Here is a 21,919-nt window from a genome sequence, read left to right on the forward strand (position 1 = left end):
TCGGGCAGCGTATCGACCGGGCTGTCATCGTGATGTCGGTCACCCGGAATTGACCCTCCTTTGCCCATCGCCCGGATATACGACACACTTGTGTTGTGAAAAAGACGGGTGCCGCTCAGCAGCGGCGGGACGGCGAAGGCCGCCCCGCCGCCACTGGGGTGCCCGCGCAGGCCAACGCCGACGGCCGGACCCGGCACGAGGTGGCGCGCCTGCTGCTCGAGGAGGGGCCGATCACGGCCGCGGTGGTCGCCGAGAAGCTCGGCATCAGCCCCACCGCGGTACGCCGGCACCTCGACACCCTGCTCGACTGCGGGGAAGCCGAGGCGCTCGACGCGCCACGGCGCGGGCCGCGCGGGAGGGGGCGCCCAGCCAGGGCGTTCCGGCTCACCGACAGCGGCCGTGCCCGGTTCGGGCACGCCTACGACGACCTCGCGGTCTCGGCCGTCCGGTTCCTCGCGGAGCACGCGGGGCCGGAGGCCGTGCGCGCGTTCGCCGAGCGCCGCGTCGCGGCACTCGTGGAGCCCCACCGCGACGCGGTGACCAGCTCCGCGGCGCCCGCCTCCCGGGCGGAGGCCCTCGCCACCGCCCTGACCAGGGAGGGTTACGCTGCCTCGACCCGGCAGGTCCGCACGGGTGAGCAGCTGTGCCAGCACCACTGCCCGGTGGCTCACGTGGCCGCCGAGTTCCCGCAGCTCTGCGAAGCCGAGACCGAGGCCTTCGCGAAGCTGCTGGGGACGCACGTGCAGCGCCTCGCGACGATCGCGCGCGGGGACACCGCCTGCACCACCCACGTACCCGCGGAGAATCCGCGCGGTATGGAAGCACCATCTCCGGACGGAGGGAATCCCGTATGACTGCCGCTGCCGAGCAGCGCACTCCCACCACAGCGCCCCTGTCCCAGGAAGAGACCATCGACTCCCTGGGCAACTACGCGTACGGCTGGGCGGACTCCGACGCCGCCGGGGCCAGCGCCAGGCGCGGCCTCAACGAGGATGTCGTGCTCGACATCTCGGCGAAGAAGTCCGAGCCGGAGTGGATGCGTGACGCGCGCCTGAAGGCGCTCAAGCTGTTCAACCTCAAGCCGATGCCGAACTGGGGCGCCGACCTCTCCGGCATCGACTTCGACAACATCAAGTACTTCGTGCGCTCCAGCGAGAAGCAGGCCACCAGCTGGGACGACCTGCCCGAGGACATCAAGAACACCTACGACAAGCTGGGCATCCCCGAGGCGGAGAAGCAGCGGCTGGTCGCGGGTGTCGCGGCGCAGTACGAGTCCGAGGTCGTCTACCACTCCATCCGCGAGGACCTGGAGAAGCAGGGTGTCCTCTTCCTGGACACCGACACCGCGCTGCGTGAGCACCCGGAGCTGTTCCAGGAGTACTTCGGCTCGGTCATCCCGGCCGGTGACAACAAGTTCTCCGCGCTGAACACCGCGGTCTGGTCGGGTGGCTCGTTCATCTACGTGCCGCCGGGCGTGCACGTGGACATCCCGCTGCAGGCCTACTTCCGGATCAACACCGAGAACATGGGCCAATTCGAGCGCACGCTGATCATCGTCGACGAGGGTGCCTACGTGCACTACGTCGAGGGCTGCACGGCGCCGATCTACCAGTCGGACTCGCTGCACTCGGCGGTCGTGGAGATCATCGTGAAGAAGGGCGGCCGCTGCCGCTACACCACGATCCAGAACTGGTCGAACAACGTCTACAACCTGGTCACCAAGCGCGCCAAGGCCGAAGAGGGCGCGACCATGGAGTGGGTCGACGGCAACATCGGCTCCAAGGTCACCATGAAGTACCCGTCGGTCTTCCTGATGGGCGAGCACGCCAAGGGCGAGGTGCTCTCGGTCGCCTTCGCCGGTGAGGGCCAGCACCAGGACGCCGGCGCGAAGATGGAGCACCTGGCGCCGTACACCTCCTCGACCGTGGTGTCGAAGTCGGTGGCGCGCGGCGGTGGCCGCACCTCCTACCGCGGCCTGGTCAAGGTGGCCAAGCGGGCGCACCACTCGCGCTCCAGCGTGGTCTGCGACGCGCTGCTGGTGGACACCATCTCGCGGTCGGACACCTACCCGTACGTGGACATCCGCAACGACGAGGTGTCCATGGGCCACGAGGCCACGGTGTCCAAGGTCAGCGCGGACCAGCTGTTCTACCTGATGTCGCGCGGGCTGACCGAGGAAGAGGCCATGGCCATGGTGGTCCGCGGCTTCGTCGAGCCCATCGCGCGCGAGCTCCCGATGGAGTACGCGCTCGAGCTGAACCGCCTGATCGAGCTGCAGATGGAAGGGTCCGTCGGCTGATATGACGGCTAGCACCGAAACCGAGAACAACGTTTCCGCCGCCGCGCGGGAGTCGGTCATCCCGGCCGCCTCCCGCGCGGAGCGGTTCGCTTCCTACGACGTCGAGGCCTTCGAGGTGCCCGGCGGTCGCGAGGAGAACTGGCGCTTCACCCCGATGAAGCGCCTGCGCGGCCTGCACGACGGCACCGCCGTCGCCGACGGCCGGGTCACCGTGGAGGCCGACCTGGCCCCCGAGCTGAAGCTGGAAACCGTCGGCCGCGACGACGAGCGCCTCGGCGCCGCGGGCGTGCCGAGCGACCGGATCGCCGCGCAGGCCTACTCCGCCTTCGAGACGGCCACCGTGGTGACCGTGCCGAAGGAGACCAGGGCGTCGGCCCCGAGCGTGGTCCGGCTGGTCGGTCCCGGCGAGGGCAAGACCGCCTACGGCCACCTGCAGGTGCGTGCCGAGGCCTTCGCCGAGGCCGTGATCATTCTCGACCACGCCGGCTCGGGCACCTACGCCGACAACGTCGAGTTCGTCGTCGGCGACTCGGCCAAGATCACCGTGGTCTCCGTGCAGGACTGGGCCGACGACGCGGTGCACGTCTCCGAGCAGCACCTGAAGCTGGGCCGGGACGCGGTGCTCAAGCACACCGTGGTCACCCTCGGCGGCGACCTGGTGCGGATTTCGCCGACCGCGGCGTTCTCGCAGCCGGGTGGCGAGGTCGAACTGCTCGGCGTGTACTTCGCCGACGCGGGCCAGCACCAGGAACACCGGCTCTTCGTCGACCACGCGGTGCCCAACTGCAAGTCGAACGTGATGTACAAGGGCGCGCTGCAGGGCGACGGCGCGCACACGGTGTGGATCGGCGACGTGCTGATCCGCGCGGCCGCCGAGGCCACCGACACCTACGAGCTCAACCGGAACCTGGTGCTCACCGAAGGCGCGCGCGCCGACTCGGTGCCGAACCTGGAGATCGAGACCGGCGAGATCGAGGGCGCGGGCCACGCCAGCGCCACCGGGCGGTTCGACGACGAGCAGCTGTTCTACCTGCAGTCGCGCGGGATCGCCGAGGAGCAGGCGCGCCGGCTGGTGGTGCGCGGGTTCTTCCACGAGATCCTGGCGAAGATCACCGTGCCCGAGGTGCGCGAGCGCCTCGAGGCCGCGATCGAGGCCGAGCTGCAAGCCGTCGGTGCCTGACGCCGCCTGACCAACCTCCCGGACTTAGGAAAAGAAAAAAGACTCATGGCCACTCTGGAAATCAAGGACCTGCACGCCTCGGTCACCACCGACGAGGGCGCCAAGGAGATCCTCAAGGGCGTCAACCTGACCATCCGCTCGGGTGAGACGCACGCGATCATGGGCCCCAACGGCTCCGGCAAGTCGACCCTGTCCTACGCCGTCGCCGGGCACCCGAAGTACGAGGTCACCTCGGGCCAGGTGCTGCTCGACGGCGAGGACGTGCTCGAGATGAGCGTGGACGAGCGCGCCCGCGCCGGGCTGTTCCTCGCCATGCAGTACCCGGTCGAGGTGCCGGGTGTGTCCATGTCGAACTTCCTGCGCACCGCGGCCACCGCGGTCCGTGGCGAGGCCCCCAAGCTGCGCCACTGGGTCAAGGAGGTCAAGGAGGAGATGGGCAAGCTGGACATCTCCGCCGAGTTCGCCGAGCGCAGCGTGAACGAGGGCTTCTCCGGCGGTGAGAAGAAGCGCCACGAGATCCTGCAGCTGGCGCTGCTCAAGCCGAAGTTCGCCATTCTCGACGAGACCGACTCCGGTCTCGACGTGGACGCGCTGCGCGTGGTCTCCGAGGGTGTCAACGACTACAAGGCGAACAACGAGGTCGGCGTCATGCTGATCACGCACTACACCCGGATCCTCAAGCACATCACGCCGGATTTCGTGCACGTGTTCGCCGGCGGGAAGATCGTCGAGTCCGGTGGCGTTGAACTGGCTGACGAGCTCGAGGCCAACGGCTACGTGAAGTACGCGGGCAAGGCCGAGCCCGCCGCGGTCTAGCCGCCGTAGCGCCCCGGAATCCACCACACGATCGAGAGGAGCCGGCTTGACCACCACCGCCGCCGACTCTGTGCCCTTGGACGTCGCCGCCCTGCGCGCCGACTTCCCCATCCTGTCCCGCACCGTCCGGGACGGGAAACCCTTGGTGTACTTGGATTCCGGGGCCACCTCGCAACGCCCGGCGCAGGTGCTCGACGCCGAGCGCCGGTTCCTGGAGACGGCCAACGCCGCGGTGCACCGCGGTGCGCACCAGCTCGCCGAGGAAGCGACCGACGCCTACGAGGACGCCCGCGCGCGGATCGCGGAGTTCGTCGGCGCCACGCCGGGTGAGCTGGTGTTCACCAAGAACGCCACCGAGGGCTTCAACCTGGTCGCCTACGCGATGAGCAACTCGGCGACCGCGGGCCCCGAGGCCGCGCGGTTCGCCATCGGTGCGGGCGACGAGATCGTCATCACCGAGATGGAACACCACGCGAACCTGGTGCCGTGGCAGCAGCTGGCCCAGCGGACCGGGGCGAAGCTGCGCTGGTTCGGCGTCACCGGCGACGGCCGCCTCGATCTGTCCGAACTGGACTCGCTGATCACCGAGCGGACCAAGCTGGTGGCGTTCACGCACCAGTCGAACGTGCTCGGCACGGTCAACCCGGTGGCGAAGCTGGTGGCGGCGGCGAAGCGGGTCGGCGCGCTGACCCTGCTCGACGCCTGCCAGTCGGTGCCGCACGCGCCGGTGGACCTCGCCGGGCTGGGCGTGGACTTCGCCACCTTCTCCGGGCACAAGATGCTCGGCCCGTCCGGGATCGGCGTGCTCTACGGGCGCCGCGAGCTGCTCGAGGCGATGCCGCCGTTCATCACCGGTGGCTCGATGATCGAGCTGGTCCGGATGGAGGGCTCCACCTTCGCGCCGCCACCGCAGCGGTTCGAGGCCGGTTCGCCGATGACCTCGCAGGCGGTCGGCCTGGGTGCCGCGGTGGACTACCTGACCGCGGCCGGGATGGACGCGATCGCCGCGCACGAGCACCGGCTCACCGAGGCCGCGCTGGCCGGGCTGGCCGAGATCGACGGCGTCCGGATCATCGGGCCCGCCGACCTGGCCGACCGCGGGGGAGCGGTGTCCTTCGTGATCGACGGGGTGCACCCGCACGACGCCGGTCAGGTGCTGGACAGCCTCGGCGTCGCGGTGCGCGTCGGTCATCACTGCGCGTGGCCGCTGCACCGGCGGATGGGCGTGCCCGCCACCGTGCGCGCGTCGTTCTACCTGTACAACGAGCTGTCCGAAGTGGACGCACTGGTGCGCGGCGTGCGAGAGGCGCAGCGCTTCTTCGGGGTGGCTTGATGCAACTGCAGAGCATGTACCAGGAAATCATCCTGGACCACTACAAGAACCCGCACGGTCGCGGCCTGCGGGAGCCGTTCGACGCCGAGTCGTTCCAGGTGAACCCCACCTGCGGCGACGAGGTGACGCTGCGGGTGACGCTCGACGGCGGCACCGTCGCGGACATTTCCTACGAGGGGCAGGGCTGCTCGATCAGCCAGGCGTCGACCTCCGTGCTGAACGATCTGGTCGTCGGGCATACCGTGGAAGAGGCGATGACCACGCTGGACGCCTTCGTCGAGCTGATGCAGGGCCGCGGCCAGGTGGAGCCGGACGAGGACGTGCTCGAGGACGGCATCGCCTTCGCCGGGGTCGCGAAGTACCCGGCGCGCGTGAAGTGCGCGCTGCTGGGCTGGATGGCGTTCAAGGACGCCGTGAGCAGCGTGGCGCCGGCCGCTGGTTCGAACGGAGAGGTGAAATGAGCGAGACCGAGGTTCCCGCCCACCGCGAGGGGCGCACCGCCGCCGACCTGCCGGAGCAGCCGGCGGCGCCGGTCGCGGACGTGGCCAAGGTGGAGGACGTCGAAGAGGCCATGCGTGACGTGGTCGACCCGGAGCTGGGCATCAACGTGGTCGATCTCGGGCTGGTGTACGGCATCCACGTGGAGCCGGACAACACCGCCACCATCGACATGACGCTGACCTCGGCGGCCTGCCCGCTGACCGACGTCATCGAGGACCAGACCGCGTCCGTGCTCACCGGCGGCGCCGGGCTGGTTTCGGACTTCCGGATCAACTGGGTCTGGATGCCGCCGTGGGGCCCGGAAAAGATCACCGAGGACGGCCGCGACCAGCTCCGCGCCCTCGGCTTCACGATGTAGTCGGCCCCGCCTCCGGGTAGTTGGCCCCGCCTCCGGCGGGGCGGCGAGGTCGCGCCGGTCATCGGAGCGGGACACGCCGTGCCGCTGGGCGGCCCGACGCGCCCCACTCCGATGACCGGCGCGACCTCGCGGCTGGCGGCCGGTAATGTGCCCCGCCTCCGGCGGGTGTCACGAATGTGGCTTTCGAGACGTTTGGTGTCCCGAAAGCCACATTCGTGACATGTATAACGATCTATACGGCCGCGCTTTGGGTACCCAAGTGCGCCACGGCGGCAAAAGCGAGCGCTCGGATGATCGGGTGCGGCGCCACCTCGTCGCGTGCCAGTTCCGGCTGGAACAAGGTCGTCAGGAAGAACGGGTGCTCCGGCAGCTCGGCCACTCGCGGGTCCCCGGCCTCGTCCGTTCCTGTGAACCGCAGGCCGTGGGAGCGCAGCACGTCCAGGTACTCCGGGTTGCACCCGTACGAGCAGTGGTACCGCTCCACCGTCCGCGCCGCGCCCAGGATCTCGCCCGCCAGCGACTCCGGCTCCACCAGGATCGCGCCTTCGTGACCGGCCAGTGAGCACTCCAGCGGCACGATGACCGGCGCGGCCGCCGACGGCGCGTTCTCCGCGTGCGCGGCCGAGTCCAGCCCGCACACTTCGCGTGCGAACTCCAGCAGTGCGTGCTGGAAACCCCCGCACGTCCCCAGGAACGGGATGCCGCGCGTCCGCGCGGTCGTCACCGCGGCCACCGCGCCCGCCTCGCTGGCGTACGGGCTGCCCGGCAGCAACCAGATCGCGTCGAAACCGCCGACCTCGCCGCCTTCGGGCGTCGGGATCCAGTACGCGTCGAGCACCAGGCCGTCGCGTTCGGCGAGCGTGTCCAGCAGGGCCGGGATCCGGGTGTGCGAGCGGACGTGCGGGGAGCGGTCGCCGACCAGAGCGATCCGGGCGACAGGTGCGGTCATGGCCTCCATCGTGGTCCCGCCGCGAGTTCAGGTCCAACGAGGAAAACTGCTGCGCACATTAGCGATAATGATTGTTATGGATCCGCATCTGCTCCGTACCTTCGTCACGGTGGTGCGCCGCGGCTCCTTCAGCGCCGCCGCCCGCGAACTCGGCTACACCCAGTCCGCCGTCTCGCAGCACATCGCCAGCCTGGAAGCCGACCTCGGCACCGTGTTGCTGTTCCGCCGCCCGGTCGCGCCGTCGGAGGCCGGGACCCGTCTGCTCGAACACGCCGGTCCGCTGCTCATCCGCCTCGACGCCGCGCGCGCCGACGTCATGCGCGTGGCCGCGACCCCGAACGCCGCGATCACCATCGGGGCCTCGCCGCTGGCGGTGAAACCCCGCCTGTCCACCGCGCTCGCCGACCTGCGCCGCCGGTTCCCGCGCACCCACGTGACCGTCCGCGTGCTCGGCAGGCAGGCGGTGCTCGACGAGGTGTCCACCGGCGCGCTCGCGCTCGGCCTGGTCGACGGCATGGCCGCCCCGAGCGACCCGCTGCGCCTGCCCGAAGCCGCCCCGCTGACCGGCGTGGTCCGCGCCGCCGGGGACGACGAGCTGGTCGCCGCGCTGCCGCTGGACCACCCGCTGGCGCGGCGGACGGCGTTGCGCCTGCCCGACCTGGCCGACGCGCGCTGGATCGACGCGCCCGAAGCGGGCCTGCCGCTGGCGCAACTGCGGGCGAACGCCGAGTTCGGCGGCTTCCGCCCGGCGCTGGCCTACGACGGCACGGACGTCGCCGCGCTCGGCGCGCTCGTCGCCGGTGGCCACGGGCTGGCCGTGCTGCCGCGCCCGGCCGCCGAAGCGGCCCCCGGCGTGACCGCCGTGCCGATCGCCGAGCCACGGCTGGCACACTGCGTGGAGGCGGTGCACGCCGGTGCCCTGGACGGGCCGGTGGCCGGGCTGGTCAAGGCGCTCACCTGAGCCGCCGCTGCCGCCGGAACACCACGAACAGCAGCCGCAGCCCGACCAGCATGCTCACCACCAGCAGGTTGTAACCGAACAGCTGGTTGAGCGTGACGTCCGGCAGCACCCGCGGCCCGCTCGCGCTGCCGAGCAGCAGCACCGCCATCAGCCCGGCGGCACCGCCGGTCGCGGCGAGCAGGATTTCGTGCAGCCACCCGGTGATCACCTCGCGGTCGCGCTCGTCGGCGAGCAACCGCACGTTCACCGACAGCCTGCCCTGCTCCAGCGCGCTGCTGATCCGGTCGAGCCGCCTCGGCAGCCGCCGCACCACCGGCAGCAGCGACATCAGCTCGTCGGTGGCGGCCTGCCGCAGCGAGTCGGGCCGCAGCTTCTCGCCGACCCTGGCCATGGCGAACGAGCGCGACTCGCTCATCACGTCGAAGCCCGGCGAGAGCAGGCCGAGCGTGCCCTCCATGGTGGCCAGCGCGCGGAACACCGCGGCGATCGGCGGCGGCACCGACAGCCGGAAGCCGGTGATCACCTTGAACAGGTCGGTGAACAGGTCGAGATCGGCCGCCTGCCGGTGGCTGAAGTGCTTGGCCACCAAGGCGCCGAGCGCGCGCTCCAGCCGCCGTTCGTCGATGTCGTCGGGCCGGTCGACGATCTCCAGCAGGCCGTCGCGCAGGGCCGCTGGGTCACCGCGGTCGACCGCGGCGAGCAGGTTCTGCAGCCCGCCGCGCAGGCTGGCGTCGAGCCGCCCGACCGAGCCGAAGTCGAGCAGGCCGAGGCGCCCGTCGCCGAGCACCAGCACGTTGCCGGGATGCGGGTCCGCGTGGAACACGCCGTGCAGCATCACCTGGTGCAGCAGGCAGTCCAGCAGCGACCGCGCCAGTGCGGGGCGCCGCTCGGCGGGCACCGAAGCCGAACCCAGCGGCACGCCGTCGAGCCTGCTCATCACCAGCACGCGCTCGGTGGACAGTCCTTCGTGGACAGTGGGCAGGGCAACCGAGTTGTCCGGCCGGGCCGCCGCGACCGAGGCGACATTCCTTGCCTCCACCCGGAAATCCAGTTCCTCGACCAGCGCGACGGCAAATCCTTCGGCCAGTTCGGTGATGCCCAGCGAACGCGCCCACCGCGTGCGGCGCTCCAGCGAGCGCGCGACCCGGTGCACGATGTCGAGGTCACGCTCGACCACCCGGCGCACGTCCGGCCGCTGCACCTTGACCACCACCCGCTCACCGGAGCGCAGCTTGGCGCGGTAGACCTGCGCGATCGACGCGGCGGCGATCGGCGTCGGGTCGAATTCGGCGAACACCTCGGCCGGTGGCGCGCCCAGCTCGTCGTGCAGCACCTGCTCGATCAGCTCGGCCGGCGCGTGCGCCACGCCGTCCTGCAGGCGGCTCAGTTCGTCGATGAACGGCTGGGACAGCAGGTCGGGCCGGGTGGACAGGAGCTGCCCGAGCTTGACGAAGGTGACCCCGGCGTCTTCCAGCGCCCGGCGCAGCGACCGGGCCAGCGCGGCTTCCCGGCTGCCGTCGGCGTCGCGGCGCCCGCTCAGGTACGGGCCGAGGCCGTGCTTCACCGCGATGCGGGTGATCTGCGAGTACCGGCGGCCGCGCCCCGCCTTCGCCCGTGCCGCGCGGATGCGGCCGAGCAGGCCGAGCCCGCCGCCGCTGGGCATCGCCAGTTCCACCACGAACAGGAACAGCAGCGTGGTGACGAAGGCCGCGCCGGCGATCGGCACGAGCAGGCCGAGAAAGGCCGCCGGGTTCGCCGGCTGGACCGGGGGCAGGAGGGTGAACACGCCGGTGACCACCGTCCAGCCGAGCAGCGCGCCGGTCAGCGCGCGGACCGCGCCGATGCGCACGCCGAGCACCCGCCGCGAGGCGGCCACCAGCGGCCAGAGGAACACCACGTAGAACGGCAGGCTGAGCAAACCGAAGACCAAAGAGGACACCCGGGAAGTAGAGCAGCGCACCCCGGTGGCGCGGGTCCCGCTCGCGCGGGTGCGGCCTCCCTCTCCGGAGGGAACCCGGCGGCGCGCGGGGCCGCCTACGATCATCGGGTGCGCCTGCTGAACCCGGTGGTGAACCGGTCGACCTACCGCCGCTGGGCCTACCTGATCCTCGGCGGCGCGTTGTTCGTGCCGTACCTGATCTTCGCCTCGATCGCGATCCCGTCGGTGACCCCGATCGCCGCCGGCATCGGCACCGCCACCGTGGTCGGCGGGCTGGTGGCGATCCTGGTGCTGGTGGCCAGCTCGTTCATCCCGGCGGTGCGGGTGCTCGAAGGCACCGCCGTGCGCGAGCTGCTCGACGACCCGGCGCCGGGCGCGACCTTCGGCCGCGCGGAGAACTGGCCGGTGCGGCTGCGCTCCAGCGCGATGTTCGTGCTGCACGTGCTCACCGGCGGTGTGCTCAGCTTCCTGAGCCTGGTGCTGCCGGTGGTGTTCGTGCTGTCGCTCGCCGGGCCGTTCACCGGGCGGATCGCGATCGCCACCGAGGAGGGCATCGCGGTGCCGCGTGGCTGGGCCGGAGCCTGGGTGCCGGTGCTGTTCCTGCTGCTGGTGGTCGGCCTGATCTACGCGGTTTCGGCGGCGGGTGCCCTGCTCGGCCGCGCGGCGGCGGTGCTGCTCGGCATCTCCGCGGCCGACCGGATCGCGCAGCTGGAGAAGCGCACCGAACAGCTCGCCGAGCGCAACCGGCTGGCCAGGGAACTGCACGACTCGGTGGGCCACGCGCTGAGCGTGGTGACCATCCAGGCCGGGGCCGCGCGGCGGCTGCTGCGGCGTGACCCCGACTTCACCGGCCGCGCGCTGGAAGCCATCGAGGACGCCGCGCGGTCGGCGCTGGAGGACCTGGACCACGTCCTCGGCCTGCTGCGCGAGGAGAAGCCGGGCAAGGCACCGCAGGCCGGGCTGGGCGAGCTGCCCGGCCTGCTGGAGGCCACCAGGCTGGCCGGGGTGCCGGTGACCGCGGAGGTCACCGGCGAACCGGGTGAGGTGCCCGCGGTGGTTTCCCGCGAGGCCTACCGCATCCTGCAGGAATGCCTGACCAACGTGCTGCGGCACGCGGGTAAGGTCCCGGTGGCGCTGCGCCTGGCGATCGGCGGGGACCAGCTGGAGCTGCGGGTGCGCAATCCCGCCGGGGAGCCGGTGGCGTCGCGGCCCACCGGCGGGCGCGGGGTGCGGGGCATGGCGGAACGGGTCGAGGTGCTGCGCGGGGAGTTCAGCGCCGGGCGCGACGGAGAACACTGGGAGGTCTTGGTGCGATTGCCGTGGGGAGCCGGGAAATGACCATCGGTGTGTTGCTGGTCGACGACGAGCAGCTGATCAGGGCGGGCCTGCGCGCGATCATCGACTCCGAGCCGGAGCTGACCGTGGTGGGCGAGGCCGGGGACGGTGCCGAGGTGCCCGGCCTGGTCGCGAAGCTGCGGCCCGACGTGGTGCTGATGGACGTGCGCATGCCCGCGGTGGACGGCATCCGCGCCACCGGGCACCTGATGTCCACAATGGACAACCCGCCGAAGGTGGTGGTGGTGACCACCTTCGAGAACGACGACTACGTCTACGAAGCGCTGCGTGCCGGGGCGAGCGGGTTCCTGCTCAAGCGCGCGCGGCCGGAGGAGATCGTGTCGGCGGTGCGCACGGTGTCGGCCGGTGATTCGCTGTTGTTCCCGGCCGCCATCCGGCGCCTGGCGGCCACCCATGCCGACGCCGGCGCCGGGCAGGACCGCCTGGCCGGTGCGGGCCTGACCGAGCGCGAGTCCGAAGTGCTCCGGTTGGTCGCGAAAGGACTGTCCAATGTGGAAATCGCGGGCGAGCTCTTCCTCGGCGTGCAGACGGTGAAGACCCACGTCGGCAACCTGCTGGCCAAGCTCGGCGCGCGTGACCGCACGCAGGCGGTGATCAAGGCCTACGAATCGGGCTTCATCAAGCCGGTCGGCTGACCCCGGATCCCGGCCTGCCACCGCGGCCGCGCAGCACCTCGACGCGGTCGGAGCCGGGCCGGCCCAGCACCCAGCTCGACCCGCGCACCTGTTTGGCGCGTTTTTTCAGCGGTGCCAGCAGTTTCGACACGTCGCGGTAGGAACTCACCGAGGAGGTCATGCAGACCAGGGTGGCCAGCGACACCGAAACCGGGTGCCCGTCGGCCGACCACGAGGTGTCCAGCATGGCCGCGGCGAGCGTGGCGATCTCGTCGACGTCGCAGGCGACCAGGAAGTCGTCACCGCCGACGTGGCTGACCGTCACCCGGTGCAGCCGCGCGGCCACCTCGGTCAGCGCGCGGCCCAGCTCCCGGATCAGGTCGTCGCCCGCGGCGAACCCGGCGTTGTCGTTGACCGCCTTGAACGAGTCCACGTCCAGCCAGGCGGTGACGAACGGCTCCCGCGCGGCGATCCGGCGGTCGATGTCCCTGGCCACGGTGTCGGTGCCGGGCAGCCGGGTCAGCGGGCTGAGCGCGGTGGCCTCCTCGACCTTCGCCTCGGCCACGCCGCGCACCACCTCGGTCACCTGCACCACGCCCAGGCACCGGCCGCGCCGGTCGACCACCACCACGTCGTCGCCGGTGCGGTCCCAGTCGGCGTCGGCGACCACGTCCAGCAGTTCCAGCGCCGAGGCCTCCACGTCGATGGTGTGCGGGGTGTCGGCGAGCCGGTCAGCGGACCGCTTGGCGTGCAGCGCGTGCCCGTAGGGGCCGGTGAAGGCGAGCAGGAACCGCGCCCGGTCGACCGACCACAGTGGACGCTCGCGCTCGTCCACGCCGACGATGCCGGTGGCCCGTTCGGTGCTGGCCAGCGCCTCGCGGACGTCCTCGCAGGTGGCCGTGGCGGGCAGCGTGGTCGCCGGTTTCAGGAAGTCCTTCACGCCGGGCGCGGCCGACGGCATGGCGGGACCGGCCGTGATCGGCAGCGGCGCGGTCACCCCGTCCAGCCAGCCGCCCTGCTCGGTGCCGGTGAACAGCGGGCCCTGCGCGACCCGGATGCCGAGGCCGCGCACCACCTCGAAGTGCTGGGTGTTCTCGATCCCGGTGGCCACCAGCCGGGCTCCGGTGCGCGAGGCGAAGTGCAGCAGCGACTCGAACACCGCAGCGGTGGCGGTGTCGTTGGGGGAGTTGGGGGAACGGGCGATCAACGTGCCGTCCACCTTCAGCGTGCTCACCGGGGCGGCGGCCAGCAGCGCCAGCGGCAGGTCACCGCGGCCGAGGCCGTCGAGCGCGAGCCGGAAGCCGAGATCGGTCAGCGCGGCCATGCTCTCGAGCAGGTCGGCTGGCCGCACCCGGCTGAACGGCGGCCCGATCTCCAGCACCACCTCACGCGGGCGCCTGCCCACCTCGTCGAGCACATCGAGCAGCGGGGTGAACCGCTGCGCGCCCTCGGCGACCGAGGCGGCGCTCAGGTTCAGGTGCAGCGGCAGCAGGGTCTCGGCGGACCCGCCGTCGGCCTCCTGGCGGACGGCGTGCGCGGCCAGTGCCACGTCGGTCTCGGCGAGCCGTCCGGCACGGGCGGCGTCGTCGAGCAGCCTGGCCACCGAATGCTCCCCGGCACCGGCGCGCGCGAGCGCTTCCAGTGCCACGGCACCGCCGGTGTGCAGGCTGTACAGCGGCTGGAAGGCGAAGCTGACGGCGATCTGGGTCGGGCCCACGCCCGCATCGTGCCGAGTCCGGGGCCGATTCGGGTGGTCTGTAAACAAAAGTTCATCGGGAGGTCGCGCAATTAGACCATCCGGGTGCGGATTCGCCACGGCGCGAGCCGGAAAAGACCCGCCATGGCGGCGGCGGTCCCGGTCAGGTCCTCACGGCCGGACAGATAGGCGCGCTGCTGTTCCGGCGGCAGTGTGAAGAACATTTCGAAGAATTCGGGCACCTGCGCCGGCGGCAGTCCGGTCAGCACACGCAGGCCGAACCGGCGCAGCGCGTGCACCTGGCGCGCGCGGGCCGGGGCGAGGACCTGACGGGCGGCGCGATCGGCTTCGCGCGGGTTGCCCGCGGCCGCGATGGCCTGTGCCACCGGGGAAGCAAGCCGCAGCGCGGTGGCGACGCCGTACCCGGTGGCGGGGTGCGTGAAACCGCCCGCGACGCCGAACGCGAGCGTGCGCGGAATGGGCAGATCGAGCGGAATGCGGACGCGTTCGGCCTCGGCTGGTCCGATGACTCCGGCGGCGGCCAGCCGTGAACGCAACCGCGTGGAAAGAATTTGTTGCGGCACACCGGGTTTCGCGGCGAGCGAGGTTTCCTCGACCAGCGTGCGGCCGGCACCGAGCGGCAGTGAATAGAGAAAGGTCGGCACGGCCGAATCCGCGGGGTCGGGGGAGGGCCGCCAATCCATGAACACGGCCGTGCCGGGACGGTGGCCGGTGACCGGCTCGGCCGCCGCTTCGTCCAGCACCACGCCGAACGCGGTCTGCGCGGCCGGGTCGCGGACCGGGCCGCCGGACAGCGCGCGCCGCGCCCCGGTGGCGTCCACGGCCACCGCGCACGCCAGCCGCCTGCCACCGGCGAGCCGGACCGTCGCGCCGCGCTCGCCCCTGGTGACCGCCTCGGCACGCCCAGTGATCACCTCGACGGCCGGGTGGACGAGCCAGTCACGCAGGCCGCGGTTGTCGAGCACCACGTACTCGCGGTCGAGCCGGTGCGTGGTGACCGCGGTGGCCAGCACGGTGTGCGGCACGGCGGCCACGGCCGCGTCCGGCAGGCCGGGCACCTCGTCGCGCCAGAGCCCGTAGGTCGGCGTCCAGTGCCGCCACGGGGCGGGGTCGACCAGCGCCACCCGCAGCCCGGCGCGGGCACAGGCCCCGGCCAGCGCCCACCCCGCCGGACCCGCCCCGGCGATGATCGTGTCCATGGCCGAATCCCACCATAAGACGGCTTAGGGTGTAGGGCGTGCCGAACGCTGAGGACCCGAGGGCCCACCGCCGCGACCACGACCGGCAGGCGGCGCGGTCCTCGGCGGCCGCGGACCTGGCGGGCAGCCCGTTCCGGATCGACCGCGACCGGATCGCCGCCTCCCCGTTCTTCGCCCGGCTCGGCGGCGTCACCCAGGTGGTCAGCGCCGGCGGCGCCGGCCTGCTGCACAACCGGCTCACGCACAGCCTCAAGGTGGCGCAGGTGGCCAGGGCGATCGCCGAGCGGCTGACCGCCTCGCCCGACACCGCCGAGCTGGCCGAGAAGCTCGGCGGCTGCGACCCCGACGTGGCCGAGGCGGCCGCGCTGGCGCACGACCTCGGGCACCCGCCGTTCGGCCACCTCGGCGAGCAGGTGCTCGACCGGATCGCCCGGCACCGCTACGGCCTCGCCGACGGCTTCGAGGGCAACGCGCAGACCTTCCGGATCCTGACCACCACCGACGTCCGCGGTCCCGCCGCGATCGGCCTGGACCTGACCGCCGCCGTGCGTGCCGCGGTGCTGAAGTACCCGTGGGCGCGGCTGCACGTGCCCGATCCGCATCCGTCCGGCATGCGCGTGCCGCCACGCGGTGCCGCCGAGCCGGAGAACGCGCCGGGCACCGGGGCGAGCAAGTTCTCCGCCTACTGCACCGAACTCGACGACTTCGCCGAGGCGCGGGCGCCGTTCGCGGGCAGGCTCGAGCACTGGCAGCAGACCGTCGAGGCGTCCGTGATGGACACCGCCGACGACATCGCCTACGCCATCCACGACCTGCAGGACTTCCACCGCATCGGGGTGCTGCAGCACGCATCGGTGGCCGCCGAGCTCGGCCAGTGGTCCGCGCGGATGGCCGAACTGTCCGAACTGGACGGTGCCACGCTGGCCGCCGAACGGCGCAAGCCCGGTTACTCGCTGGAACGCCTGCGCCGCCGCATGCACGCGAAGGACCGCTGGATCGTCGACGACGAGGCGTTCGCGCTGGCCGTGGCGCGGGTGCGCGGTGAACTGGTCGACGACCTGCTCGCCGGAGCCTTCGACGGTTCGATCGAGGCCGAACAGGCCACCGCCGCGTTCTCCGCGCGCTGGACCGCGCGGCTGGTCGGCGGGGTTTCGCTGACGCCGTCGCCGTCCACCCGCTCCGGCCACGTCACGCTGCGGCCCGCCCAGTGGCACGAGGTGCAGGTGCTCAAGTTCGTGCACCGGCGGTTCGTGCTGCTCCGCCCGGACCTGGCGCTGCACCAGCGCGGGCAGGCCAGCCTGGTGTCCACTTTGGTCGACGCGCTGGACGCCTGGCTGGTGGACCGCGACGAGGCGTCCCGGCTGCCGCGGCGGCTGCACGACCTGGTCGAGCTGGCGCACCGCGAGTACGCGCAGCTGGCGGCGCATTCACCGGAGCTGCTGATCGGGGCCACCGGCGAGCCGGTGCGCGGGCAGGACGAGGTGCGGGCGCTGGCCCGGGGGCGCGCCGTGGTCGACTTTGTCGCTTCGCTGACCGACAAGCAGGCGGTCAGCCTGCTCGACGCGCTGACCGGCCGCGCCTCGCAGCCGTGGTCCGATTCGTTCGTGCTGTAGGCGCCGTCAGAAATTCACCGATCGACGGTCACCCGAAAGGCTGCTGCCAAGCCCTGCGCTCTGCACTTAAGTGGTCTCAGCCGGTGATCACCGGCGATCGGCCAGCGTGAGTCGGGGCACGCGCCAGGAAATCGGAGGCGCTTGTGCGTCCAGCTCGACGACCCCGCGGGAGAACGCGAAGAGGCCTGACCACCGCGGCCTGCGCCGCGCTCGCCGCCGGGGTGCTCAGCCCGGCGGTCGCGGCGGCGGATCCCGCCGCGGCTGTCCAGGACAAGGTGTTCCAGCAAATCGCCGCGCTGCAGGAACTCAAGCGCGCGCAGACCCCCGCCGAATCCAAAGTGGACAGCCAGCTCCTGCTGGAGCGGCAGCGGCGCGCGCAGCGGCTGCCCGCCGGTGAATTGTCCGCTTTGGACACCGGTGCGAAGGTCAGTGAACGCGGCACGGTGACCGTCGACATCCGGGCCACCGCGGTCACCGGGGACCTGCTCGCGGGCCTGGGGGCCGCGGGCGCGGAACTGCGGACCGTTTCGGAGAAGGCGGCCAGCATCCGCGCCGAGCTGCCGCTCGACGCGGTCACCGGCCTGGCGCAGCGCGCCGACGTGCGGCTGATCGAACCCGCCGTCCAGGCGGTCACCGCGCACCAGCTCAGCGATCCGTCCGCGCGGGCCCCGCGGTCGGACGACGCGCCCGCGCAGAGCAAGGAGGAGTTCGCGCGGAAGCTGGAAACCGAGCTTTCGCAGGCGGAGGCCGGTATCCAGGCCGGTCCCGTCACCAGCGAGGGCGACCGGGCGCACAACGCCGACACCGCGCGCCAGCAGTTCGGCGTCAGCGGCGCCGGGGTGAAGATCTGCGCGCTGTCCGACGGGGTCGCCTCACTGGCCGCCTCGCAGGCCAGGGGCGAGCTGCCGCCGTCGATCGACGTGCTGCCGGGCCAGGAGGGCACCGGCAACGAGGGCACCGCGATGCTGGAGATCATCCACGACGTGGCGCCGGGCGCGGACCTCGGCTTCGCCACCGCGTTCAGCTCCGACGCCGGGTTCGCGGACAACATCCGCAAGCTCCGCTTCGACGCGGGCTGCGACATCATCGTCGACGACGTGCTGTACTTCAAGGAATCGCCGTTCCAGGACTGGATCATCGCGCAGGCGGTGAACGAGGTGACCGCCGACGGCGCGCTGTACTTCTCCTCGGCGGGCAACGAGGGCAACACCAGCGACGGCACCACGGCGCACTGGGAAGGCGACTTCGCCGATTCCGGCCTGCAGGCGGGCAAGTTCACCGGTGCCGCGCACGACTTCGCCGGGGCGGAGGGCACGCAGATCTTCGAGCCGATCTCCGACGCCTCATCCGGCTCGGTGGTGGTCACGCTGTTCTGGTCGGATCCGGTCGGCAAGTCCGCCAACGACTACGACCTGTACCTGTTCAACGCCACCGGTGCGGTGGTGGCGATGAGCCAGAACAACCAGACCGGCACGCAGGACCCGTACGAGCGGCTGGACACCCCGCTGTTCGGCGGCACCGGCCTGCGGCTGGCCGTGGTCAAGTACTCCGGGGAGAACCGGTACCTGTCGCTGTCCGGGCTCGGCGGGCGCTTCTCCGACTCGGCCGACGGACTCAAGGCGTACACCACGCCGGGCGTGACCGTGGGCCATTCGGCCGCGCGGCAGGCCTACAGCGTGGCGGCGACCCCGGCGGCCAAGCCGTTCGGCTCGCCGCTGGAGCCGGGTGATCCGGCCAACCCGGCCGGGCCGTTCCCCGGCTCGTTCGGCCCGGACACGCAGATCGAGCGGTTCAGCTCGGACGGCCCGCGCCGCGTGTTCTACGAAGCGGACGGCACGCCGATCACCCCCGGCGACGTCTCGGCCACCGGCGGCGAGGTGCGGCAGAAGCCGGACCTGACCGCGGCCGACGGGGTGAGCACCAGCGTGACCGGGTTCAACCCGTTCTTCGGCACCTCGGCGGCGGCCCCGCACGCGGCGGCGATCGCCGGGCTGGTGCTCTCGGGCAATCCCGGCCTGCACCCGAAGGAGATGCGGGAAGCGCTGGTCAACACCGCGGCCGACATCGAGCTGGCCGGGACCGACGTGCTCAGCGGTGCGGGGGTGCTGCTGGCCGACCGGGTGCTCGACTACACCGGCGCCAGCCCGCAGCCGGTGACCGTGGCCAGGGCGCCGTCCGTGCTCGGTGCCGACAGCTACCTCGACCCCGGTGAGACCGCGAAGCTCAGCCTGCCGGTGACCAACACCGGTGACGGGCCGTCGGTCTCCACCAGCGTGGTGCTGAGCACGCCGACGCCGGGGGTGACCCTCACGCCGCGGTCGAAGTCCTACGGCACGATCAGCCCGAAGCAGACCGGGATCAACGAGTTCGGCATCACCGTGCCCGCGACGCACCAGCTCGGCGAGCCGGTCCTGCTGGACGTCAAGGTGAGCTTCGCCGGGGCGCATTCGCCGACCACGGTCCGGTTCCCGGTGGCGGTCGGCAAGCCGTCGCCGGTGGCCACCGACTTCGCCTACGCCGGCGCGCCGGTGGCCATCCCGGACAACAACCAGGCCGGGGTGAGCGTGCCGATCGAGGTGACCGGCATGGGCCGCGCGTCGAAGCTGACCTTCTCGGTGGACGGCAGCACGTGCAGCACCGACCAGACCTCGACCACGGTGGGCGTGAGCCACTCCTACGTCGGTGACCTGGTCGGCACGCTGACCGCGCCGTCGGGCGCGCAGGCGGTGGTGTTCCAGCGCAACGGCAGTTCGGGCAACAACCTGTGCCAGGTGATCTTCACCGACACCGCAGCGCGGGCGTTCAGCTCGGTGTCGTTCTCGGACGCGCCGTTCACCGGGTCGTGGCGCCCGGCCGCGGCGCTGTCCGGGCTGATCGCCGGTGGCGTGGACGGCACCTGGACCTTCCACGCCAGGGACGTCATCGGTGGTGACTCCGGCACCATCCGCGCGGTTTCGCTGCACCTCAACGGATACGTCAGCGGTGCCGGAAAGCCCGCGCAGGTGCGCCAGGAAGTGCGCAACGGACCGGTCCGCCCGGTCTGATCCCCCGCCCCGGCCCCGCACTGTCCGGAGTGGACGGTGCGGGGCCGGGAGGGTGATCCCGGTCATGGGCCGGGTAATTCGGTGGACGGCGGGCCGTACACTGGGTTCGTGGACATTCTCCTGGAGTAGTGCGCCGCCCGCGTGAACGCACCGCGGGCGTGCCCGACGCTGTCCGGAATCCACCTTCCCACCTCGGAGTTTCCTGTGATCACGGCCTCCGGCCTCGAGCTGCGCGCCGGCTCCCGCATCCTGCTCGCCGACACCTCCCTGCGCATCCAGCAGGGCGACCGCATCGGCCTGGTCGGGCGCAACGGCGCCGGCAAGACCACCACCCTGAAGGTGCTGGCCGGTGAGGGCGAGCCCTACGCCGGCGAGGTCCGCCACGCCGGTGAACTCGGCTACCTGCCGCAGGACCCGCGCGAGGGCGACCTCTCGGTCACCGCGAAGGACCGCGTGCTCTCCGCGCGTGGCCTCGACGCGCTGCTGCGTGACATGGAGAAGGCCCAGTCGGCGATGTCCGAACTGGTCGACGACAACGAGCGCGACAAGGCGATCCGCCGTTACGGCAGGCTCGAAGAGCGCTTCGCCGCGCGCGGCGGGTACGCCGCCGAGAGCGAAGCCGCGCGCATCTGCGCCAATCTGGGCCTGGCCGACCGCGTGCTGGCGCAGACCCTGCGCACGCTCTCCGGTGGCCAGCGCCGCCGCGTCGAGCTGGCGCGCATCCTGTTCGCCGCTTCCGAGGCGGGGGCCAGCGGCCGGTCGGACACCATCCTGCTGCTGGACGAGCCGACCAACCACCTCGACGCCGACTCGATCACCTGGCTGCGCGGCTTTCTCAAGGCGCACGACGGCGGGCTCGTGGTGATCAGCCACGACGTGGAACTGCTCGCCGAGGTGGTCAACAAGGTCTGGTTCCTCGACGCCACCCGCGGTGAACTGGACCACTACAACATGACCTGGCAGCGCTACCTGGACGCGCGCGCCACCGACGAGAAGCGCCGCCGCCGCGAGCGCGCCAACGCCGAGAAGAAGGCGTCCGCGCTGCAGCAGCAGGCGGCCAAGCTGGGTGCCAAGGCGACCAAGGCGGTGGCCGCGAAGAACATGGCCCGCCGCGCCGAGCAGATGCTGGCCAACCTGGACGACACCCGCCAGGCGGACAAGGTCGCGCACATCAAGTTCCCGGCGCCCGCGCCGTGCGGCAAGACCCCGCTCACCGCCGAGGGGCTGTCGAAGTCCTACGGCTCGCTGGAGATCTTCACCGGGGTGGACCTGGCCATCGACCGGGGGTCCAAAGTGGTGGTACTCGGCCTCAACGGCGCCGGGAAGACCACCCTGCTGCGGCTGCTCGGCGGAATGGAGCGGCCGGACACCGGTGAAACGGTGCCCGGGCACGGCCTGCGCCTCGGTTACTACGCCCAGGAACACGAAACGCTGGACCACGACGCGAGCGTCTGGGAGAACATCCGGCACCTCGCGCCGGACACCGGCGCGCAGGAACTGCGGAACCTGCTCGGCTCCTTCCTGTTCAGCGGGGAGCAGCTGGACCAGCCGGCCGGTACGCTCTCCGGCGGCGAGAAGACCCGGCTCGCGCTGGCCGGGCTGGTTTCCAGCGCCGCCAACGTGCTGCTGCTCGACGAGCCGACGAACAACCTGGACCCGGCCAGCCGCGCCCAGGTGCTCGAGGCGCTGCGCACCTACTCCGGTGCGGTGGTGCTGGTGACGCACGACCCGGGTGCGGTCGAGGCGCTCGAACCCGAACGCGTGATCCTGCTGCCCGACGGCACCGAGGACCATTGGTCGCCGGACTATCTGGAGCTCGTGCAACTGGCCTGAGGTACTTCGCCAGGAAACCGTCCGTCCGGTTGATCATGTGCTTAGTTGATGTTCAACAAGCACCCCGGCAAGCACTGGAATGGCCCAATGTCAGGGCGGTTTCAGCATGTTTTTCGCCTGTCGTCTGGCATTCCGCGGCTCAGTGTTCGATCATTGCGGCGGCAGGGGTCGAATGTGGCCCAGAACACGCTCATGCGGAAGGCGGAG

The 21,919-nt window shown here is 71.7% G+C and carries 17 protein-coding genes; 13 read left to right on the forward strand and 4 right to left on the reverse strand.

Annotated features, from left to right (window positions below):
- The first annotated feature begins 95 nt into the window (after positions 1-95).
- From A4R43_RS05115 to A4R43_RS05145, 7 genes are read left to right on the forward strand one after another with little or no spacing between them, the layout of a single operon-like run.
- Positions 96-854: a helix-turn-helix transcriptional regulator gene (locus A4R43_RS05115; RefSeq protein WP_162788322.1), complete on the forward strand. Its 759-nt coding sequence runs from the start codon at positions 96-98 to the stop codon at positions 852-854.
- Positions 851-2,299: a Fe-S cluster assembly protein SufB gene (gene sufB, locus A4R43_RS05120; RefSeq protein WP_113691237.1), complete on the forward strand. Its 1,449-nt coding sequence runs from the start codon at positions 851-853 to the stop codon at positions 2,297-2,299. Before A4R43_RS05115 ends, sufB begins: the two co-directional genes overlap by 4 nt.
- A 1-nt stretch (position 2,300) precedes the next feature.
- Entirely contained in the window at positions 2,301-3,479 is a 1,179-nt protein-coding gene (gene sufD, locus A4R43_RS05125; protein ID WP_113691238.1) for a Fe-S cluster assembly protein SufD, read from the forward strand.
- Positions 3,480-3,524: 45 nt separating this feature from the next.
- Positions 3,525-4,295, forward strand: coding sequence for a Fe-S cluster assembly ATPase SufC (sufC, locus tag A4R43_RS05130; RefSeq protein WP_113691239.1), 771 nt, complete (start codon positions 3,525-3,527; stop codon positions 4,293-4,295).
- 46 nt (positions 4,296-4,341) lie between these two features.
- Positions 4,342-5,628 (forward strand): cysteine desulfurase, encoded by a 1,287-nt coding sequence (locus A4R43_RS05135; RefSeq protein WP_113691240.1) that lies wholly within the window; start codon positions 4,342-4,344, stop codon positions 5,626-5,628.
- The gene (gene sufU / locus A4R43_RS05140) at positions 5,628-6,089 is read left to right on the forward strand and encodes a Fe-S cluster assembly sulfur transfer protein SufU (RefSeq protein WP_113691241.1); all 462 of its coding nucleotides are present in this window, start codon (positions 5,628-5,630) and stop codon (positions 6,087-6,089) included. The genes A4R43_RS05135 and sufU overlap by 1 nt, the downstream gene beginning before the upstream one ends.
- On the forward strand, positions 6,086-6,487 hold the full coding sequence (locus A4R43_RS05145) for a metal-sulfur cluster assembly factor (RefSeq protein ID WP_113691242.1): 402 nt from the start codon (positions 6,086-6,088) through the stop codon (positions 6,485-6,487). The genes sufU and A4R43_RS05145 overlap by 4 nt, the downstream gene beginning before the upstream one ends.
- A gap of 232 nt (positions 6,488-6,719) precedes the next feature.
- Here the strand turns inward: A4R43_RS05145 and A4R43_RS05150 are convergent, their stop codons facing one another.
- Positions 6,720-7,436, reverse strand: a complete 717-nt coding sequence (locus A4R43_RS05150) for a CTP synthase C-terminal region-related (seleno)protein (protein WP_113691243.1) — start codon at positions 7,434-7,436, stop codon at positions 6,720-6,722.
- Positions 7,437-7,512: 76 nt separating this feature from the next.
- Between A4R43_RS05150 and A4R43_RS05155 the strand changes: the two genes are divergently transcribed.
- Positions 7,513-8,397 carry a LysR family transcriptional regulator gene (locus tag A4R43_RS05155; RefSeq protein WP_113691244.1) on the forward strand — a complete coding sequence of 295 codons (885 nt, stop codon included), beginning with the start codon at positions 7,513-7,515 and terminating at the stop codon, positions 8,395-8,397.
- Here A4R43_RS05155 and A4R43_RS05160 read toward each other — a convergent pair.
- Positions 8,390-10,336: an ABC1 kinase family protein gene (locus tag A4R43_RS05160; RefSeq protein WP_236808779.1), complete on the reverse strand. Its 1,947-nt coding sequence runs from the start codon at positions 10,334-10,336 to the stop codon at positions 8,390-8,392. The two genes, A4R43_RS05155 and A4R43_RS05160, sit on opposite strands and share 8 nt — an antisense overlap.
- 108 nt (positions 10,337-10,444) lie before the next feature.
- On the opposite strand from A4R43_RS05160, the gene A4R43_RS05165 reads away from it, so the two are divergent.
- Positions 10,445-11,674 carry a sensor histidine kinase gene (locus A4R43_RS05165; RefSeq protein ID WP_113691246.1) on the forward strand — a complete coding sequence of 410 codons (1,230 nt, stop codon included), beginning with the start codon at positions 10,445-10,447 and terminating at the stop codon, positions 11,672-11,674.
- Complete coding sequence (locus A4R43_RS05170) at positions 11,671-12,327, forward strand: response regulator (protein WP_113691247.1); 657 nt, start codon at positions 11,671-11,673, stop codon at positions 12,325-12,327. The genes A4R43_RS05165 and A4R43_RS05170 overlap by 4 nt, the downstream gene beginning before the upstream one ends.
- On the opposite strand, the gene A4R43_RS05175 is transcribed toward A4R43_RS05170, so the two are convergent.
- Both A4R43_RS05175 and A4R43_RS05180 read right to left on the reverse strand, forming a co-directional pair.
- A complete protein-coding gene (locus tag A4R43_RS05175) occupies positions 12,311-14,023 on the reverse strand; it encodes a GGDEF domain-containing protein (RefSeq protein ID WP_113691248.1) in 1,713 nt (570 codons plus the stop codon). The genes A4R43_RS05170 and A4R43_RS05175 overlap by 17 nt on opposite strands.
- A 71-nt stretch (positions 14,024-14,094) precedes the next feature.
- On the reverse strand, positions 14,095-15,222 hold the full coding sequence (locus A4R43_RS05180; protein WP_113691249.1) for a lycopene cyclase family protein: 1,128 nt from the start codon (positions 15,220-15,222) through the stop codon (positions 14,095-14,097).
- 38 nt (positions 15,223-15,260) lie between these two features.
- On the opposite strand from A4R43_RS05180, the gene A4R43_RS05185 reads away from it, so the two are divergent.
- From A4R43_RS05185 to A4R43_RS05195, 3 genes are all read left to right on the forward strand, one after another.
- A complete protein-coding gene (locus A4R43_RS05185; RefSeq protein ID WP_113691250.1) occupies positions 15,261-16,835 on the forward strand; it encodes a deoxyguanosinetriphosphate triphosphohydrolase family protein in 1,575 nt (524 codons plus the stop codon).
- 143 nt (positions 16,836-16,978) lie between these two features.
- On the forward strand, positions 16,979-19,879 hold the full coding sequence (locus tag A4R43_RS05190) for a S8 family serine peptidase (RefSeq protein ID WP_113691251.1): 2,901 nt from the start codon (positions 16,979-16,981) through the stop codon (positions 19,877-19,879).
- Between the two features lie 204 nt (positions 19,880-20,083).
- The gene (locus A4R43_RS05195; protein ID WP_113691252.1) at positions 20,084-21,712 is read left to right on the forward strand and encodes an ABC-F family ATP-binding cassette domain-containing protein; all 1,629 of its coding nucleotides are present in this window, start codon (positions 20,084-20,086) and stop codon (positions 21,710-21,712) included.
- Positions 21,713-21,919: the final 207 nt, after the last annotated feature.

Source organism: Amycolatopsis albispora, from assembly GCF_003312875.1.
Lineage (GTDB): Bacteria > Actinomycetota > Actinomycetes > Mycobacteriales > Pseudonocardiaceae > Amycolatopsis > Amycolatopsis albispora.

What these genes read in the sequence shown, in the direction of transcription:
- sufB (WP_113691237.1), top strand. Translation starts at nt 851, where the DNA reads ATGACTGCCGCTGCCGAGCAGCGCACTCCCACCACAGCGCCCCTGTCC.
- sufD (WP_113691238.1), top strand. Translation starts at nt 2,301, where the DNA reads ATGACGGCTAGCACCGAAACCGAGAACAACGTTTCCGCCGCCGCGCGG.
- sufC (WP_113691239.1), top strand. Translation starts at nt 3,525, where the DNA reads ATGGCCACTCTGGAAATCAAGGACCTGCACGCCTCGGTCACCACCGAC.
- sufU (WP_113691241.1), top strand. Translation starts at nt 5,628, where the DNA reads ATGCAACTGCAGAGCATGTACCAGGAAATCATCCTGGACCACTACAAG.
- A4R43_RS05145 (WP_113691242.1), top strand. Translation starts at nt 6,086, where the DNA reads ATGAGCGAGACCGAGGTTCCCGCCCACCGCGAGGGGCGCACCGCCGCC.
- A4R43_RS05150 (WP_113691243.1), bottom strand. Translation starts at nt 7,436, where the DNA reads ATGACCGCACCTGTCGCCCGGATCGCTCTGGTCGGCGACCGCTCCCCG.
- A4R43_RS05155 (WP_113691244.1), top strand. Translation starts at nt 7,513, where the DNA reads ATGGATCCGCATCTGCTCCGTACCTTCGTCACGGTGGTGCGCCGCGGC.
- A4R43_RS05170 (WP_113691247.1), top strand. Translation starts at nt 11,671, where the DNA reads ATGACCATCGGTGTGTTGCTGGTCGACGACGAGCAGCTGATCAGGGCG.
- A4R43_RS05180 (WP_113691249.1), bottom strand. Translation starts at nt 15,222, where the DNA reads ATGGACACGATCATCGCCGGGGCGGGTCCGGCGGGGTGGGCGCTGGCC.